The organism is Draconibacterium sp. IB214405, from assembly GCF_033963885.1.
In the GTDB taxonomy this organism is placed as follows: domain Bacteria; phylum Bacteroidota; class Bacteroidia; order Bacteroidales; family Prolixibacteraceae; genus Draconibacterium.
This window is the reverse complement of sequence record NZ_JAXBMA010000006.1, coordinates 241586-258736: the sequence shown is the minus strand read 5'-3', so window position 1 is coordinate 258736 and position 17151 is coordinate 241586. Positions and strand designations below refer to the sequence as shown.

Below are 17151 nucleotides of genomic sequence, written 5' to 3'. Positions count from 1 at the left end.
AATGCAAAATTCAGAACACCAAAAAGAGTTAATTGGCCGAAAAGACTATGCCGATTTTCCGGCTTTGGATTTAACAGGGATAAAAACAAAAATCGACACCGGAGCTTATACTTCAAGTATTAATTGCCACTGGGTTAAAGAAACTGTAATAGATGGAAGAGAAGTGTTGGTTTGCAAATTTCTTGATCCGCAGCACCCAAAATATACAGGAAAAGAATACCTTTTCGCCGCTTACAAAAAAAAGAGTATTAAAAGCTCAAACGGAATTAGCGAAGACAGGTTTCTTATTCAAACTGAAATAAAATTATTTAATAAGGTTTATATTATAGATTTATCGTTAACAGACAGAAATTTAATGAAGTACGACGTGTTAATTGGAAGAAAATTTTTGAATAAAAGGTTTTTGGTTGATACTTCGGTTTCAAATTTATCACATAAATTAAGTAGAAAACGGAATTAGAATAGATTCTAAAAATTAGACAAACAAAATGAATATTGTAGTATTATCAAGAAATCCAAAGTTATATTCAACAAAAAGACTGGTACAGGCAGGAGAAGAACGGGGACATAATATGTTGATCGTTGATCACTCGAAATGTGATTTGGTTATTGAAAAGAAAAATCCACAGATTATCTATCAAGGCAAAAAACTTGAAAATATCGACGCAGTAATTCCGCGAATTGGCGCATCGATAACCTTTTACGGAACTGCAGTTGTCCGTCAATTCGAGATGATGAAGGTGTTTACTGCCATCGAATCCATTGCTCTTGGTCGTTCGCGCGATAAATTACGCAGTTTGCAAATTCTTTCCCGTGCAGGATTAGGATTGCCCAAAACTGTTTTTACCAATTACAGTAAAAATACTGATCATATTATCGACAGTATTGGAGGAGCTCCAATGGTTATTAAACTTCTGGAAGGCACCCAGGGAATTGGCGTTGTTTTAGCAGAAAATAAGAATGCCGCATCGTCGGTAATTGAAGCATTTCACGGATTAAAAGCCCGCGTAATTGCACAGGAATTTATTGAGGAGGCGAAAGGTGCCGACATCAGAGCCTTTGTAGTTGATGGCGTTGTAGTTGGAGCGATGCGACGAAGCGGTAAACCCGGCGATTTCAGGTCGAACCTGCATCGGGGAGGAACCGCAGAAGTTATTGAATTGAGCGACGACGAAGAAAATGCGGCCTTAAAAGCAGCCCGGGTAATGGGCCTTGGTGTTGCAGGAGTTGATATGTTGCAATCGAAAAACGGGCCGTTAATTATGGAGGTAAACTCGTCGCCCGGTTTGGAAGGTATTGAAAGTGCTACAGGTATTGATATTGCCAAAAGCATAATTCGTTATGTTGAACGAAATGTCTGATAACGGCGAAAAATGGTAATTGAAAAATTGGCTAAATAGGCGTTTATGAAAATCCTGAACCGAGAAATAATGCCGGGAGAGTCCGTGCAAATCAACCTCGATACAGTGCGTTTGCACACGCGTACAAGAATAAATGTACCGGTAATTATTGAGCGTGCCAAAGAAGATGGGCCGGTGTTGTTAATCAATGCCGGTATTCATGGCGATGAAGTGAATGGTGTTGAAATTGTGAGAAAAGCCATTTCGAGCAACATGTTACGCCCAACAAAAGGGACTGTAATTTGTATTCCGGTTTTAAATGTTTTTGGATTCTTGAACCAGACCCGCGAGTTTCCGGATGGAAAAGATCTGAATCGTTATTTTCCTGGCTCGGCAAAAGGTTCTTTAGCCAGCCAGTTTGCCTATACTTTTATGAAGGAAATTGTTCCTCATGTCAATTACTGTATCGATTTTCACACCGGTGGGGCAAACAGGTTTAATATTCCTCAAATTCGTATTTCCCGTAACGATGAAACATTGTTGCAGCTTGCCAATGCTTTTCATCCGCAATTTATTGTTTATGCAAATAACCGCGATAAATCATTTCGAGAATCGGCAACCAAAGTGGGTTTAAAAGTCTTGTTATTCGAAGGCGGGAAATCACTCGATTTTAACAATGAAGTAACTGAGGCCGGACTGAATGGAATTATGCGGGTAATGCATACCATTGGTATGCGCGACTATTCCACCAGTATCAATCAGAATAATCTAAAAGATCCGATTTTGATTGAAGAGTCGTACTGGCACAGAGCACGGCATTCAGGATTGTTTCGCTCTTTTGTTAATGGTGGTGAATACATACTTAAAGGACATACTCTCGGAAGTATCTCTGATCCGTTTGGTGAATTTGAATACCTGATTAAAGCCAAAACCAACGGGCATATTATAGGATTAAATTATTCGCCAATTGTTACCGAAGGTGATGCACTATATCATATCGGGAATTGAATGTGTGTTCAGGATGAAAATTTGAAAAATCTGAATTATGGAAATTGATTTTTTGTATTGGGGATCAGTCTTTGGAATTGTAATCATATCCTACTTTCTTTCGCTTATTGTTCGGCGAATTTTAAGTCGTATAATCCGAAAAAAATCGGATAACCTGAAGGAGGATCCAACGAAGTTTGTTTTCCTGAAAAACAGTGTGTCGTTTATTATTTTTATCATCGCACTTATTATCATATTTCTGATTACTCCGGCGCTTAACGATATTGGAAAAGGGCTGTTTGCCGGTGCCGGAATTATGGCTGCAACCATCGGTTTTGCTTCACAAAAAGCTTTCTCGAATATTTTAAGCGGTATTTTTATTCTCATTTTCAAGCCGTTTAGCGTGCAGGATACCATCGAAATAAAAACCGATAATTTAAAAGGAGTGGTGGAAGAAATTACCTTGCGGCATACTGTAATTCGCGATTATGAGAACAGGCGTATTGTAATTCCAAACAGTTTGATCAGTGAAACAACTTTGCTGAACAGCTCGATGACAGACGAGAAAATTAAAAAACATGTTGAGTTTGGTATCAGTTACGATTCCGACATCGATCTGGCTAAAAAAATTATTAAGGAAGAAATTCTAAAACACCCGAATTTTATTGATAACAGAAGCGACGAAGAAAGGGAACAGGATTTTCCGCTTGTTTCGATGCGGCTTGTTTCGCTTGGTGATTTTTCGGTAAATATCAGGGCTTATGTTTGGGCCAGATCAAATGATGAGGCTTTTGTGCTGCAATGCGATGTTTTTGAGAGTGTTAAAAAAAGATTCGATAAAGAAGGAGTTGAAATTCCATTTCCTTATCGAACCCTTGTTTTTAAGAATAAACCCGATAAAATTGATTAGCCGGATTATTCGATATTTACTGTATTGTCGTAACCCCGAATCAGGATTGTATTTCCTTTATCGCCTGCAAGTAATTCAAGCTCGCCGCTTTTTTCAACATGACGGCTTGGCAACAAGGTTTTTGGGAAATCAACTTTCCCGTATTTCATTTGGGCATCAATTTTAAAAGGTACCGAACCTGCATTAATAATCAGTTTTCCGTATTTCGCGTCGAACGAAATACCTTCAAAATCGGTGTTTAGCTCATCAATATCAATATCGTCGTCGTAGCCTACAATCGAGAGTTTCGAAGTTGATTTGATGATGTATTTGCTGTATTTACTTTCGGTAATGTCGATTGAGACAGTTTTGTCGAGATAGATATCGTTGTCGTACGACTCCGGAATGGTAAGCGTTTTTACCTTACCCAATTTCAACTCCGAATATTTTCCTGAAAATTCTGCCGATTTTGCAGAGCTGATTTTCAAGTTGCAGTCGTATAAGTTGAGCGAAAGTTTTTCAAGTTCAGCTTCCGAAACCAGATCGGTGTACTTAGCATCCATTTTTAGGTTACTAAAACCGTCAATAAGCACTTTGTCGTCATACGATTCAATCTCCAGATTTGCAGCTGTGCTACCTTCTATTTTAGAATATTTACTTTCGATGTTTATATCGCCTGCAGTTTTAAATTCAATATCCGTATCGTACAAAATGAAGTTGGCTTTGTCGTTAAATTTTTCCACATGCAGCTTCGAGTATTTTGCTTCCAGTCCAACTACCGACAGAAAACCTTCGGCATGGAGCTCGCTGCTGTACAGGTTTAGTTTGTTTTCACCACTGCTTTCGCCTAAAGAAACAGAACTGTATTTGTTCTCTAGATTCAGGTTGGCCGATTTCGGGATATTCATTTCGTGCCTGATCTCAAAATCTTTAATTTTTACTTTGTCGCCATTCAACAGGGTGATGGTGCTGCGGCCGTTAGTCGAATTCATGTTTTTGTAAAAGCGCGTATCAATGTCGAGCGTGTTACCTCGCTGGTCGAATTCGAACGCTTCAATAGCTGCGATCAGTTTCTCAGCATCTTCACGGTTGCTGGCATCCACTTTAATTTCGGTGCTTATTGTAACCGTATTATCATTGGTCGTATTAATTTTTATATCGCCCGCATGGTTCGATAAATTTATTCGTACATCGGCCTTTACCGATGCCGATTTATTTAAGGTTTTTGAGGCCTCGTAGTTTTGAGCCCAGCCCAACTGACTGCCGATTAAAAAGGCAGCTATCGTAACCAAAAATTTAAAGTGTAATCGTGTCTTCATCGTGTTTTTGTTTTTCAATTTCAAGTAGAATTCGGTTTAAAACTTTGATTTTTTTCTCGTAATAATCAAGCATAACATGTATTACCGGCTCGTTGTCGAAGGTGTTGTTCAAATCTTTTTGATAGGTGGCATAAATTTCGTCGAGGTTGTTCAGTTCGTTCAATAAAAACTGAATCTCGGAATTATCTTCAGGCAGCTCTTGTTCCACCTGCTCCCATTTGGCATTTACAACCTTTTGAAGTGACGCTTCCTGTGTCCCAAGTTCTTTCGAGATATCCGAGAGCTGAACAACTACCACTTGTTTATCAGAAGTTTCGTTCACCACAAAATAAGTGGCCGAAACAACAAAAAGAAATATGGCCGCCACCTTCCAAAACCACTGTGGCAGCTTTTGTTTTTTGTTTTGGTGAAGCTCGTTTCTTATCCCTTCCCAAACAATGTCGGGTTCGGGTTCTTCCACGTCGAGCTTAAGCCGTTGCTCCTTCAGATATTTTTCCAGATCCTGTTTCATCTTGCATCATTTTAACTAATAACTGTTTTGCTCTGAAAAACTGTGTTTTTGCTGTCGATTCCGAAATCCCCAGTTTTTCTCCTATTTCCGCATGTTTATAGCCTTCTAAAGCACGAAGCACCAAAATTTCGCGGGCACCATCCGGCAGTTGTTTTATAAAATGGTGAATCCTTTCCGGACTAAACTCACTTTCAATTTCAACTGCTATTTCAAGGTCGTCGTTCCCCAGGTTTTCAACCTCGGCATAAAACATTTTTTCCTTTCGGGTAACATCAATACTTTGGTTAATAACAATTCGTTTTAGCCAGCCGCCAAAAGCTTTTTCATTTTTTAATTTGTCGATTTCGGAGAACGCTTTTACAAACGCATCCTGAAGCACATCCTCAGCCAGGCTTTTATCGTTGGTCATACGAATGGCTACGTTGTACATCCCCTTACAATAGAGTTTGTAGAGCCGGTACTGAGCTTTCGCATCGCCTTTTTTGCAAAGCTTAATCAGGCTGACTTCGTTATCGTTGTAGTGTATTTCCAAATTGTTTTTTTAATGCTGTCAGGCAGTTTCCCTTCGATCTTAAACCTCGACCTTTGCCTTTAAGACGAAGATATTCTGAAAAGGTTGGAATGGTACAAAAATATTTTTCACATTTGTAGGAGAACCAATAAAAATCTTACAAAATGTTTATCGTTCACGTATTTATTCATGTAAAAGAAGATTGTATCGATGCGTTTAAGGCGGCCACCATCGAAAATGCAAAAAACAGTATTAACGAACCGGGGATTACCCGTTTTGATTTTGTAGAACAACAAGACGACCCTACGCGTTTTGTATTGGTAGAGGTGTATCGCACGGCCGACGATCCGGCAAAACACAAAGAAACGGCGCACTATCAAAAGTGGCGCGACACCGTTGCCGATATGATGGCTGAACCACGATCGGCAATCAAGTTTTATAATGTACATCCCGACGAAGAAGGTTGGGATTAAGAACGAGAATATGGCAGTAGATTTTTCATTTGCAACTGCGGGGCAAATCATTTTTGGAAATCATTCGGTGGAGAAAGTACCCGATCTTGTTGCAGGTTTTGGGCAGAAAGTTGTCTTAGTGACGGGAAAAAATTCGTCGCGGGCCAAAGAGTTGATGGCGAAGTTCGCTCCGGGAATCGACACTGTACTTTTTACTATTCCGGGAGAACCAACTACCGATTTAATAGAGGCCGGAGTGCAACTGGCTCGCGAGCATGCAAGTGAAGTTATTGTAGGTTTTGGCGGAGGCAGTGTTATCGACAGTGCAAAAGCGATTGCTGCCATGGCAACCAATAAAGGCGAGTTGCTCGATTACCTGGAAGTAATAGGTCGTGGGAAACCGCTGACTGAAAAACCTTTACCTTGTATTGCGATTCCAACCACTGCAGGAACCGGTGCCGAGGTAACCAAAAACTCGGTAATAAAATCGCCCGAAAATAATGTGAAGGTAAGTTTGCGAAGTAATTACATGTACCCCGATGTTGCGGTGGTTGATCCGGTACTTACATGGTCGATGCCACCGGCATTAACCGCCAGCACCGGCGTTGACGCCTTAACACATTTATTGGAAACGTTTGTGTCGAACCAGGCCAACCCTTTTATCGATATGGTTTGCCGCGAAGGGATGACACGAATTTCGCGCTCATTGAGAATAGCTTTTAAAGACGGGAGCGATAAACAAGCACGTGAAGACATGGCCATGGCAAGCCTTTTGGGCGGAATGGCATTGGCCAATGTAAAACTGGGCGCAGTGCACGGTTTTGCCGGACCAATGGGAGGTATGTTTCCTATTCCGCACGGTGCTGTTTGTGCGTGTTTGATGTCGGCAGTTATCGAAGAAAATATTCAGGTCTTGCGGGAAAATAAACTCGATAGCTCGAAATTTGATGAGCTGGCAAAAATCCTCACTGGAAACGAAAAAGCAATGTCGAACGACGCGGCTATCTGGGCAGCCGAATTGGTGGCTGATTTGCAGATCCCGTCGTTGTCGGAATTTGGATTAACAAAAGCAGATTTTCCGGCATTGGTTGAAAAAGCAAAAGTTGCAAGCAGCATGAAAGGTAATCCGGTAGAACTGACAGATGAGCAGTTGTTTTGTATTTTGGAGCGGTCGTTGTAAATGACAATCCGGTATCGGAACAATTTTTGTAGAATAAAACTATCTTTGTACAATAAACAGAACGCGATGATTGGCAATTTTTTTCATACACCGGGAACAAAAAAGTTTAGAATAACCCCACGTTTTTGGGATCCTGACAAGGACGAGAGAGACGAGCGGGAACGCCGAATTAAGGAGGAGTTGGGGATTGTAGATGAGAAAAAAGACAGCAATCGTCCGTATCGTCCAAACATTAAAGGTCAGTTTCGTTCGGGAGATAACTGGGCCCGGTCATCCGAATCGGCGAGAAGAGCACAAAATCGCCGGCTGGTATGGATTGTGATTGTACTTGCGCTGGTGCTTTATCTTTTCTTCTTTTCCGACTTTTTTGCATAGAAAGCGAATCTCGTAGTACAAATTTCTAAAGATTTAATCTTGAGCGATATTATTCAGTTATTACCCGATGCAGTAGCCAATCAGATTGCTGCCGGAGAAGTTATTCAGCGACCGGCATCGGTTGTGAAAGAGCTTGTGGAGAATGCTCTTGATGCGGGCGCAACTGAAATTACCATCAATATAAAAGACGCAGGAAAGACACTTGTTCAGATTTCGGACAACGGAAGCGGAATGTCGCCAACCGACGCACGGATGGCTTTTGAGCGTCATGCTACTTCAAAAATTCGTTCGGCCAACGATTTATTTGCCATTCGTACCATGGGATTCCGTGGCGAGGCACTGGCATCGATAGCCGCCATTGCCGATGTTGAACTACGAACTAAAAAGGCCGACGATGAGGTGGGCACTTTTATTCATATTGTTGGTTCCGAGGTGAAAACACAGGAGCCCGCCGGATGTAACAACGGCACCAATTTTATGATTAAAAACCTGTTTTTTAATGTGCCGGCGCGTCGTAAATTTCTGAAAGCAAATTCCACCGAATTAAAACATATTATCTGGGAAATTCAGCGGGTGGCTCTGCCTAATCCCGACATAAAATTATCCTTGATTCACAATGGCTCGCCGGTTTATGATCTGCCACCGGCTAACTACCGGAAACGTTTGGTTGACGTATTTGGCAGGAGCTTGAATCAAAGCCTGATAAATGTAGATGAAGATACCAGTATTGTAAAGGTTTTCGGATACATCGGCCAGCCAAAATATGCACGTAAAACACTGGGCGAACAATTCTTTTTTGTGAACGGTCGTTTTATGCGTCACCCGTATTTTCATAAGGCGATTACACAGGCTTACGAGCAATTGTTACCGCCTGATACTTATCCGTCGTATTTCCTGTTTTTGGAGCTCGATCCGGAAGCAATAGACATCAATGTGCACCCTACAAAAACCGAGATAAAATTTGAAAACGAACGCGATATCTGGCCGATTATTCATGCGTCGATACGCGAATCGCTGGGCAAGCATAACGTGGTACCGTCGATCGATTTTGACCAAAGCGGAAGCATTGATATTCCTGTTCCGAAAAAGGATGGTGAAGGAGTGCGTTTTCCGGAAATTCAAATCAATCCCGATTACAATCCGTTTAACAACGAAAAGCAGTTTGCCGAACGCGGTTACTCACCGTTCGAGAATGATTCTACCGGACAGGGAAGAAGTACTTCGAATTCGTCGGGACGGGAAAAGAAAAATCTCGAGAATTGGGAAGACCTGTATCAGGGAGCGCAATTGAAATTAAAACCCGAGCAGGAATACCGTGAAAGTGCCATTCAAGCGGATGATTTGTATGCCAATACACCCGGACAGTTTAGCGGTAAAAAAGTTTTGCAGCTGAAACAACGTTATGTGTTAACGCCGGTAAAATCGGGATTAATGGTTATCGACCAGAAAAGGGCACACGAGCGAATTTTGTACGAGAAATTTATGGAGGTGCTAAAAACCGATTCGGTGGCCAGTCAGCAACAGTTATTTCCACAAACCGTTGAGCTCAATCCTGCCGATTCGGCTTTGTTAAAATCAATTTTGGAAGACTTGTTGTCGCTGGGATTTGATATTCGCGAATTTGGTAAAGACACTTTTATTATAAACGGCACACCGGGTGTCCTGGATATTTCGTCGCCCGAGCTGATTCTTGAAAAATTGCTGGAAGAGTACAAAACATCGCCGGTTGATGCACGCTCAAAAGCCAAGGAGCAAATTGCAGCGTCGCTGGCAAAAGCATCGGCAATGGATTATGGCACCGACCTGAAACAGGAAGAGGTGGATCACCTGATCGATAATTTGTTTGCCTGCGCAACACCCAACTTTTCGCCCGACGGGAAAAAGGTGTTGACCATTATTTCGACAGATGATATCGAAAAAAGTTTTTCAAGATGACAGATTGTCGTTAATTTGAGTACATAAAATTTTGGCGTGGTCATTGTATTTGGCCTGATCATTAAAACAATAAGCAACTGAAGATCGTTGATTTTGGAAAGAAAGATGATTTCGGTCTTCCAACATTATTATTATGAGATACCGTCCGATGTTAAATATGCCTCCGGTGGTGAAGAATTTAATTCTCGCCAACGTTGTGTTTTATCTGATAACCATTGTGTTAAAACAAACCGGAACCGATTTGTATCCGATTCTAGGTTTGCACTTTCCTTTGTCGGAAAAATTTAGACTTCACCAGTTTTTTACTTACATGTTTATGCACGATTCGCACGGTATCGGGCATATCTTTTTTAATATGTTTGCCCTGTACATGTTTGGGCGTGTGCTCGAAGGAGTTTGGGGGCCAAAACGTTTTCTTACCTTCTACCTGGTAACCGGAATTGGTGCGGCGGTGTTGCATATGGCGGTAACTTATTTCGAATACCAGTCGCTGATCGGGAAAATGTCGGCTGATCAAATTGCCTACGTAAAAGAAGTGGGGTACCAGATTTGGAGCGAAGGAAAGAACTTTAGCGATCCGCTGGCCGGTAAGTTGAATGCGATTCTGAACACGCCAACTGTTGGTGCTTCGGGAGCAGTTTTTGGCATATTGTTAGGTTTTGGAATGTTGTTCCCAAATACAGAATTGATGTTGCTTTTCCCGCCAATACCAATTAAAGCCAAGTATTTTGTAATTGGTTATGGTGCGTTGGAATTATTCTTTGGTGTGTCAGGAATTCAGGGAAGTGTCGCGCACTTTGCTCACCTGGGCGGAATGTTGTTTGGGTATTTTATGATCAAATACTGGAACAAAACCTCGAATCGTTTTTACTAAAAACAGGCTGGAATAATCGTGGATATTGTTGGCGACATAAAACGAACATTTAAAGAAGGATCGGTTTTAAGCCGGTTGATCTATATTAATATTGGTGTTTTTCTTTTACTGAAAATCATTGGAGTATTCTTTTACCTAAGTGGACAAAACGTTTCTTTGTATCAATATTTATCAGTGCCTTCAATTACCGAAGTTTTGGTGCAACGCCCATGGACACCGATAACTTACATGTTTTTACATCAGGGATTTATACATCTCCTGTTTAATATGCTTGGCCTGTATTGGTTTGGGCAATTGTTCTTGTATCATTTTGAAGGGAACAAACTGTTGAGTGTTTACCTGATGGGAGGTCTTTGGGGGGCTTTTTTATACATCATAGCCTACAATTTTATTCCTGTGTTTGATTCTGCTTACGGATTGTTACTGGGAGCATCGGCATCGATTTTTGCGATTTTGGTAGCAGTAGCTTTTTACGATCCCAACCGCGAGATACACCTGTTTTTTATCGGTCGTTTCCCGCTGAAATATGTAGCTGCTTTTTACGTTTTATTGTCGGTAATTGGTATTTCTTCGTCCAATCCGGGAGGTAATATTGCACATTTGGGTGGTGCTTTCTGGGGGTGGTTTTATATTTATCAATTGCGAAAAGGAAAAGATATGGGAGCAGGTTTGGTAAAATTACTGGATAAGCTGGGTGAGTTTTTATCGGGGCTTTTTAAGCCAAAAAGTAAGATGAAAATTACCTATAAAAAACCGCCACGCGACGACCACGAGTACAATCGCCAAAAACACGTGCAGCAAGACGAGATCAATCGTATTCTGGATAAAATCGCCAAATCGGGTTACGACAGCTTGTCTAAGAAGGAAAAAGAGTTACTCTTTAAGCAAGGGAAGAAATAGTTGGCAGTCGCAGTTTTCAGATTGACAGAGTGACTTGTGTTTTATGAGGAGACTCTACCTAAAATCAGATTCATCCTTCATCGATAATCCTTAATCAATTATCTTTTCCTAGTCTTCGTTCTGGTAAGTATGTGCCTGGTAAATACTGGCATTCAGCTCAAATCCAATCAGCAAAATCAGCGACATTACATACATCAGAAGTAATACTGCCAATAATGTCCCGATTGATCCGTAAAGAATATTGTACTGGCTAAAGTTATTTAGGTAATAACTCATTCCGATAAATCCAAAAATACTTAAAACGGTTGCCAACGTACCTCCGGCAGAGATAAAACGCCACTTTGTTTTTTTGGCAGGTGCCATGTAATATAAAAATGAAAAGGCAAAAAAGAATATGGTAATTGTAATTATCCATTTCCCAACTGTTAACAGGTAAAACAGGAATTTGTCGCGGATAATATCAATTTGATCAAGGTAGTTAATTAATGCCTGGCCGCCGGTTAACATGGCAATTGCCACAACCAGCAGAAGCGTAAAAATAATCAACAGTACAACAGCCGCAAGGTACTGACTCCACCACGTTCTTCTGTTTATATTGTGAACCGTTGCATCAAAAGCGCTCATCATCGAAACAAAACCATTTGTTGCAAAAATAAGGGCCATTAAAAAGTTAATCGACTTCACGTTGCGTCCCGGATCTTTTAAAACTATTGCAGTAATCGTTTCTTCTATTACCGGCCAGATTTTTTCGGGAACTAACTCCTTAATTATCGTAAAAAGTTCCTGTTCGAAACCACTCGATGGAATAAGGGTGAATAAAAAAATGATACCCGGAAACAAGGCAAGAAAAAACGAAAAAGCGATGCCCGATGCCCTTGTTGTAATGGCTCCGTCGACAATACTTCTCCAAAAAAACATGGCTACGTCATACAACGGTACACCGTCAAAAAGGGGCAATGTTATACTTTTGGCGTGCTCAACTGCTTTTTCGCCCAGCTTTTTTAAACGCTTAAAAGTGATCTTTTCGGTTGTCATACCGACTATTATTGTTGTTCAATTCGGAGTTGGTGAATGTATTCTTTGCCGCTGCTTTTTTTAAGCAAAAAGTAAACCCTGAAATCGCCTTTTTCTGTTTTTAATTTTCCGATAACTGATTTTGCGTCAGCTTTTCCGCTGTTGTGAATAACTGAAAATGCATTTTCAACAACTGGAGGGAATTTATTAAAAAAGTTAGATACAATTTGTTGGGCTTGTGCTTTACTGTATACATTGTCGTTATCGAGTACTACCAGCTCAACGTTCTGGTTAAAATACGAAGAAAGCACTTTTGCGTTTCCGGTATTTAGTCCAACAACTATATCGTTGGGGAGTTTATTGTCCTGCGGAAGGCCGGAAGACACAGCAACGATGCTGCAAAGTAGTACGATAACTGAAACTATTTTCTTAATGTTCTTCATCATTTTCAATTTCGGTAAATGTGCTGGATTAATTACAAAAACTATGCAAAAACGCTTTTATACGCTTATTTTTACTGTAAATTTATAAAATTAAAAATCAATTGGGCGATTGTAGTAAAAACATAATTTTATTTAATTCGTCTTCAGAGGGTTAAGTGTTTACTCTTTTTTTATCTTTCAGAAAGTAAAAAAGATGCTGATTACAGCGTAGGTTAAGGACACTTCTGTTAAACAGAGAATCTTAATTATATGAAAATAACATTGCTGGTTGTTGGTAAAACTGATGCATCGTATTTACGCGATGGGATGAATGAATATATTAAACGGCTCAAACACTATATTAATTTCGAGATGGAAGTAATTCCCGACATTAAGAAGGGGAAGAATACAAATCCGGAATTGCAAAAAAACAAAGAAGGTGAAATCATTCTGTCAAAACTGGCTCCGGGAAAGGAACTGCACCTGTTTGATGAAAAAGGAAAAATGTTCTCATCGGTAGAATTTTCAGGGTTTCTGGAGAAGAAAATGATAAGTGGCCCCAAAGAACTAGTGATGGTAGTGGGCGGGCCTTATGGATTTTCGGATGAGGTGTATAAACGTGCCAGCTCAAAAATTTCATTGTCGCGGCTAACCTTTTCGCATCAAATGGTGCGATTGTTGTGCGTGGAGCAAATTTACAGGGCAATGACAATTTTAAAAGGCGAACCTTATCATCATGAGTAGGCATGTTAATTAAGCTAAATAAATATACTTATCTCGTATTGGCCATCGGTATTCTGGTGGCGGCAGCCATTATTGAGAATGGATTGCTGCGGCGGAATCCTGAAACAAAACTGATCGACGATTTCCAGTCGCAATTACTGGTAAACGAATCGAAGTTACATGATAACCTTGCTGATATAAAAAACATCTTACTCGAGGAGGAACTGGAAGAAAATATCAGCGAGTTTTTTGGCCGCGAACAAACACTGATACGCCAGACCGGATTTGGCGCCATGGTTTTTAAAGGCGATGAGCTGTTCTTTTGGTCCGACCGTGGTATTACCTTTTACGACCATCTCGAAGATGTTACACAAACTTCGGGATTGGCTAAATTGCCAAACGGTTATTATTTGGTTGATACGCTACATGTTGGAGAGTACACAGCCGTTGGCTACCACCTTATTAAACGCAATTACACCTACGAAAACAAATACCTGCAGAATAACTTTTATAAGAGTTACAAGCTTCCGAGTGATTATTTAATACGAACAGAAAAGTACAAACATGGCTACGATATTGTAAACCTCGAAGGCGACTACCTGTTTACCTTGCTGCCCTACGGAAACTATTTGTGTACTACCAACCAGTTGTATTTTCCGGGAGCGATTTATTTTATCGGGCTTATCCTGTTGTTATTTTATTTCCGAAAAGAATTTGTCGATAGCGATGCCCCGTTTTTTCTAAAACTCGTAACGTTGGGTGTGTCTTTGTTTGTTGTTTACTGGATTCACCTAATTTTTGAGGTGCCCAAAGTTTTCTTCCACTTAAAGTTTTTTAGCCCCGACTACTTTGCCATAAACGACTGGTTGCCCTCGCTTGGCGACTATTTTCTGTTAGCCATATTCTTTTTATTCTGGATCTACAATTTCGCTTTCGATCTGAATATTGACGATCTGCATAAAAATTCATCATTGCCGCGAAAGGGCATTATTGTTTTGTTGCTGATTTTTAATGCCGGTTTATACCTGCTGGTCGATTTTTTCATAAAAGAACTAATTTATAATTCTACCGTTTCGTTTGCGCTGAATAAAATCATCGATATTTCGCCACAAAGTGTTCTTGGTATTTTCGCTGTCAGTTTGCTTTTGCTTGGCGTAGTATTTTTTACCATCAGGGTTAACGAAAAAAACCTTAAGGATTTTAAATTTCATGAGATAGTTTTAATAACGCTGGTAATCAGTTTGTTCAATGCAGGTGTGCAGTATCTGGCGGTTCAAAATGTCTCTATTTATGCCCTCTTGCTGTTTATTATTTGCGTAATTCTTTCGTCGCTCATCAGCCGGCATTACCTGCAGTCGTTCACCTTAAGCTACATGATTACTTATGTGGCTGTAGTTTCAATTTATTCGCTGGTGGTAATTAACCGCACCATTAGCAAAATGGATAAAGGACAGCAGAAATTGCTGGCGGTAACCCTTGTTGCTGAGCGCGATCCGGCTGCCGAAGTTTTTATGGCCGAGATACAACAGCAGATTACAAAAGATCCGGAAATACCGGAATTGTTGGTCCAGGGTAGAGATGAGGATGCCATTGAACACATCAGGGAATTGTATTTTAACACCTATTTCAGAAAGTACCTTTTAAATATTCTGGTGTGTCACGAAGAAAGTAATTTGCTTATTCCTCCCGATGATTATGAAGTTTCGTGTATGCCATATCTCAATGACAAAATAGAATCGGAGGGTATTCAAATTCCGGGCACGAACTTTTATTTTATGGACAATATGAACGGACGGATTTCATACACCGGCCGTTTGCACTATCCGTTGGTAGATAATGGGCAGGGAATTACAATTTATATCGATTTGGATTCGGATTTGTTGTTCGAAGGGATTGGTTTTCCCGAGTTGTTGATCGATAAGTCGATGGCTCGTTCAGATATTTACCGCAAGTTTAATTACGCCAAGTATTACGCCGGAGAGCTTACCGATAAATTTGGCGATTATAACTACAATTACAACGGGCATGTTTATTTAAAATCGGATGAAGAGTTTGCTTTTCTTCGTCAGGATAAGTACGAACATCTGGTTTATCATACCAGCAAGCAAAACTACGTGGTTGTTTCAAGGGAGTTGCTTACTCCAATTGATTATTTGATTTCATTTCCCTACCTGTTTGTATTTTATTTTCTGACCTTGCTGGTTGTGTTAGTCATTGTTAATCAGTCGATCAGGGAACGACGGGTGTTTTTCGATCTGAAGTTTAAGATACAGGCAGCCATTATTTCCATCGTTTTTATTTCGCTGATGGTTGTTGCAGGCGTAACATTGTTTTACAATGTGAAGGAATACCGGCAGAAACACCAGGACGATCTGAATGAAAAGATGAAGTCGATTGCTGAAGAGATCGATATGCGTTTAACGGATAAAAACGAAATTACTCCGGAGCAGGAAGAATGGTTGCGTGAAGAATTGTCCAAATTATCGAATATTTTCCGAACAGATATTAATATTTACGGTACCGACGGGCGGCTGATTGCTTCTTCGCGATTCGAGATATTTGAGCGTGGCCTGGTTTCGTCGCGCATTAACGCAAGGGCCAGCTACGAAGTGTTTCAGAACTTTTCTATCAGCTATTTTCAGCCCGAGAACATCGGAAAGTTATCTTACCTGTCTGCCTATCGGCCAATTATAAATAACAATGGTGATTACCTGGGGGTTATTAATTTGCCTTATTTTATCAGGCAGGATAACTACAGTCAGGAGATTTCAACCTTCATTGTGGCTTTTATTAATTTGTATGTGCTCCTGTTTCTGGCCAGTATTATTGCCGCAGTTTTTATTGCCAATCAGATTACCCGACCACTGGTTGTAATCCAGGAAAATTTGCAGAAAATGCAGTTGGGAAAACGTAATGAACCTATTCAGTACAACAAAAAAGACGAAATTGGCAGCCTGGTGAGAGAGTACAATAAAAAGGTTGACGAGCTGGCCATAAGTGCCGACCTGTTGGCACGTTCGGAACGGGAATCGGCGTGGCGCGAAATGGCAAAACAAATTGCGCACGAGATTAAAAATCCGTTGACACCAATGAAGCTGAATATTCAGTATTTACAACGGGCGAAGGGAAGTAACGAAGAGTACAACGAGTTTCTTGAGCGGGTAACTTCTACGTTGATTGAACAGATTGATAACCTGTCGAACATCGCAACCGAATTCTCGAACTTTGCAAAAATACCAACGGCACGCAACCAGGTTTTCTGTTTGGCTGAGCAGCTGAAAAAGACGATCGATTTGTATGAAACACACGACAAAATCCACATCGATTTTAATTCGAACGGGTACGACCATTTGGAGGTAAATGCCGATCGTGAGCAGTTGTCGCGCGCCATAATCAATCTGATCAGAAATGCTATTCAGGCCATTCCGCAGGATCGTTTCGGAGAAGTTAAAATAAAACTCGAACGGCGCGATTATATGGCAGTAATTTCTGTAAAAGACAACGGTTCGGGTATTGATGCCGAATTGCGCGATAAATTATTCAGCCCGAGTTTTACCACCAAAACAAGTGGTATGGGCCTGGGCCTTTCAATTGTAAAAAACATTGTCGAGAACTTCGCCGGAAGGATTTGGTTTGAAACAAAAATGGGCAAAGGCACCACATTTTTCCTCGAGATTCCGGTGTACGAAAATGCAGATGAAAACAACAGTAAATAAAAT

General features: G+C 40.6%; 17 protein-coding genes. 12 read left to right on the top strand and 5 right to left on the bottom strand.

Going from position 1 to position 17151, the window contains the following annotated elements; translation table 11 throughout:
* The first annotated feature begins 1 nt into the window (after nt 1).
* Genes SLH46_RS20120 through SLH46_RS20105 form a run of 4 tightly spaced genes read left to right on the top strand, consistent with a single transcriptional unit; the run spans nt 2 to nt 3237 of the window.
* Complete coding sequence (locus tag SLH46_RS20120) at nt 2-460, top strand: ATP-dependent zinc protease family protein (protein ID WP_320283021.1); 459 nt, start codon at nt 2-4, stop codon at nt 458-460.
* A gap of 28 nt (nt 461-488) precedes the next feature.
* Complete coding sequence (gene rimK, locus SLH46_RS20115) at nt 489-1361, top strand: 30S ribosomal protein S6--L-glutamate ligase (protein WP_320283020.1); 873 nt, start codon at nt 489-491, stop codon at nt 1359-1361.
* 45 nt (nt 1362-1406) lie between these two features.
* Nucleotides 1407-2348 carry a succinylglutamate desuccinylase/aspartoacylase family protein gene (locus tag SLH46_RS20110; protein WP_320283019.1) on the top strand — a complete coding sequence of 314 codons (942 nt, stop codon included), beginning with the start codon at nt 1407-1409 and terminating at the stop codon, nt 2346-2348.
* A gap of 37 nt (nt 2349-2385) precedes the next feature.
* A complete protein-coding gene (locus tag SLH46_RS20105) occupies nt 2386-3237 on the top strand; it encodes a mechanosensitive ion channel family protein (protein ID WP_320283018.1) in 852 nt (283 codons plus the stop codon).
* Between the two features lie 5 nt (nt 3238-3242).
* On the opposite strand, the gene SLH46_RS20100 is transcribed toward SLH46_RS20105, so the two are convergent.
* From SLH46_RS20100 to SLH46_RS20090, 3 genes are read right to left on the bottom strand one after another with little or no spacing between them, the layout of a single operon-like run.
* Nucleotides 3243-4535 carry a hypothetical protein gene (locus SLH46_RS20100; RefSeq protein ID WP_320283017.1) on the bottom strand — a complete coding sequence of 431 codons (1293 nt, stop codon included), beginning with the start codon at nt 4533-4535 and terminating at the stop codon, nt 3243-3245.
* Nucleotides 4513-5046 carry a hypothetical protein gene (locus tag SLH46_RS20095; protein WP_320283016.1) on the bottom strand — a complete coding sequence of 178 codons (534 nt, stop codon included), beginning with the start codon at nt 5044-5046 and terminating at the stop codon, nt 4513-4515. The genes SLH46_RS20100 and SLH46_RS20095 overlap by 23 nt, the downstream gene beginning before the upstream one ends.
* On the bottom strand, nt 5003-5578 hold the full coding sequence (locus SLH46_RS20090; protein ID WP_320283015.1) for an RNA polymerase sigma factor: 576 nt from the start codon (nt 5576-5578) through the stop codon (nt 5003-5005). Before SLH46_RS20090 ends, SLH46_RS20095 begins: the two co-directional genes overlap by 44 nt.
* A 143-nt stretch (nt 5579-5721) precedes the next feature.
* Between SLH46_RS20090 and SLH46_RS20085 the strand changes: the two genes are divergently transcribed.
* The 6 genes from SLH46_RS20085 to SLH46_RS20060 all read left to right on the top strand — a co-directional run bounded on the left by SLH46_RS20085 (nt 5722) and on the right by SLH46_RS20060 (nt 11273).
* Nucleotides 5722-6030, top strand: a complete 309-nt coding sequence (locus SLH46_RS20085; RefSeq protein WP_320283014.1) for a putative quinol monooxygenase — start codon at nt 5722-5724, stop codon at nt 6028-6030.
* A 10-nt stretch (nt 6031-6040) separates the two neighbouring features.
* Complete coding sequence (locus SLH46_RS20080) at nt 6041-7189, top strand: iron-containing alcohol dehydrogenase (RefSeq protein WP_320283013.1); 1149 nt, start codon at nt 6041-6043, stop codon at nt 7187-7189.
* 66 nt (nt 7190-7255) lie between these two features.
* Nucleotides 7256-7564 carry a hypothetical protein gene (locus tag SLH46_RS20075; protein ID WP_297098122.1) on the top strand — a complete coding sequence of 103 codons (309 nt, stop codon included), beginning with the start codon at nt 7256-7258 and terminating at the stop codon, nt 7562-7564.
* Between the two features lie 39 nt (nt 7565-7603).
* Nucleotides 7604-9499 carry a DNA mismatch repair endonuclease MutL gene (mutL, locus tag SLH46_RS20070; protein WP_320283012.1) on the top strand — a complete coding sequence of 632 codons (1896 nt, stop codon included), beginning with the start codon at nt 7604-7606 and terminating at the stop codon, nt 9497-9499.
* A gap of 133 nt (nt 9500-9632) precedes the next feature.
* Nucleotides 9633-10373 (top strand): rhomboid family intramembrane serine protease, encoded by a 741-nt coding sequence (locus SLH46_RS20065; protein WP_320283011.1) that lies wholly within the window; start codon nt 9633-9635, stop codon nt 10371-10373.
* Between the two features lie 18 nt (nt 10374-10391).
* The gene (locus tag SLH46_RS20060) at nt 10392-11273 is read left to right on the top strand and encodes a rhomboid family intramembrane serine protease (RefSeq protein ID WP_320283010.1); all 882 of its coding nucleotides are present in this window, start codon (nt 10392-10394) and stop codon (nt 11271-11273) included.
* Between the two features lie 108 nt (nt 11274-11381).
* Here SLH46_RS20060 and SLH46_RS20055 read toward each other — a convergent pair whose 3' ends face one another.
* Both SLH46_RS20055 and SLH46_RS20050 read right to left on the bottom strand, forming a co-directional pair.
* The gene (locus tag SLH46_RS20055) at nt 11382-12308 is read right to left on the bottom strand and encodes a YihY/virulence factor BrkB family protein (RefSeq protein ID WP_320283009.1); all 927 of its coding nucleotides are present in this window, start codon (nt 12306-12308) and stop codon (nt 11382-11384) included.
* Between the two features lie 8 nt (nt 12309-12316).
* Entirely contained in the window at nt 12317-12730 is a 414-nt protein-coding gene (locus tag SLH46_RS20050; protein ID WP_320283008.1) for a DUF4783 domain-containing protein, read from the bottom strand.
* Between the two features lie 249 nt (nt 12731-12979).
* On the opposite strand from SLH46_RS20050, the gene rlmH reads away from it, so the two are divergent.
* Both rlmH and SLH46_RS20040 read left to right on the top strand, forming a co-directional pair.
* Nucleotides 12980-13453 carry a 23S rRNA (pseudouridine(1915)-N(3))-methyltransferase RlmH gene (rlmH, locus tag SLH46_RS20045; RefSeq protein ID WP_320283007.1) on the top strand — a complete coding sequence of 158 codons (474 nt, stop codon included), beginning with the start codon at nt 12980-12982 and terminating at the stop codon, nt 13451-13453.
* Nucleotides 13454-13455: 2 nt separating this feature from the next.
* Nucleotides 13456-17148 (top strand): sensor histidine kinase, encoded by a 3693-nt coding sequence (locus SLH46_RS20040; RefSeq protein WP_320283006.1) that lies wholly within the window; start codon nt 13456-13458, stop codon nt 17146-17148.
* The last annotated feature ends 3 nt before the right edge of the window (nt 17149-17151 follow it).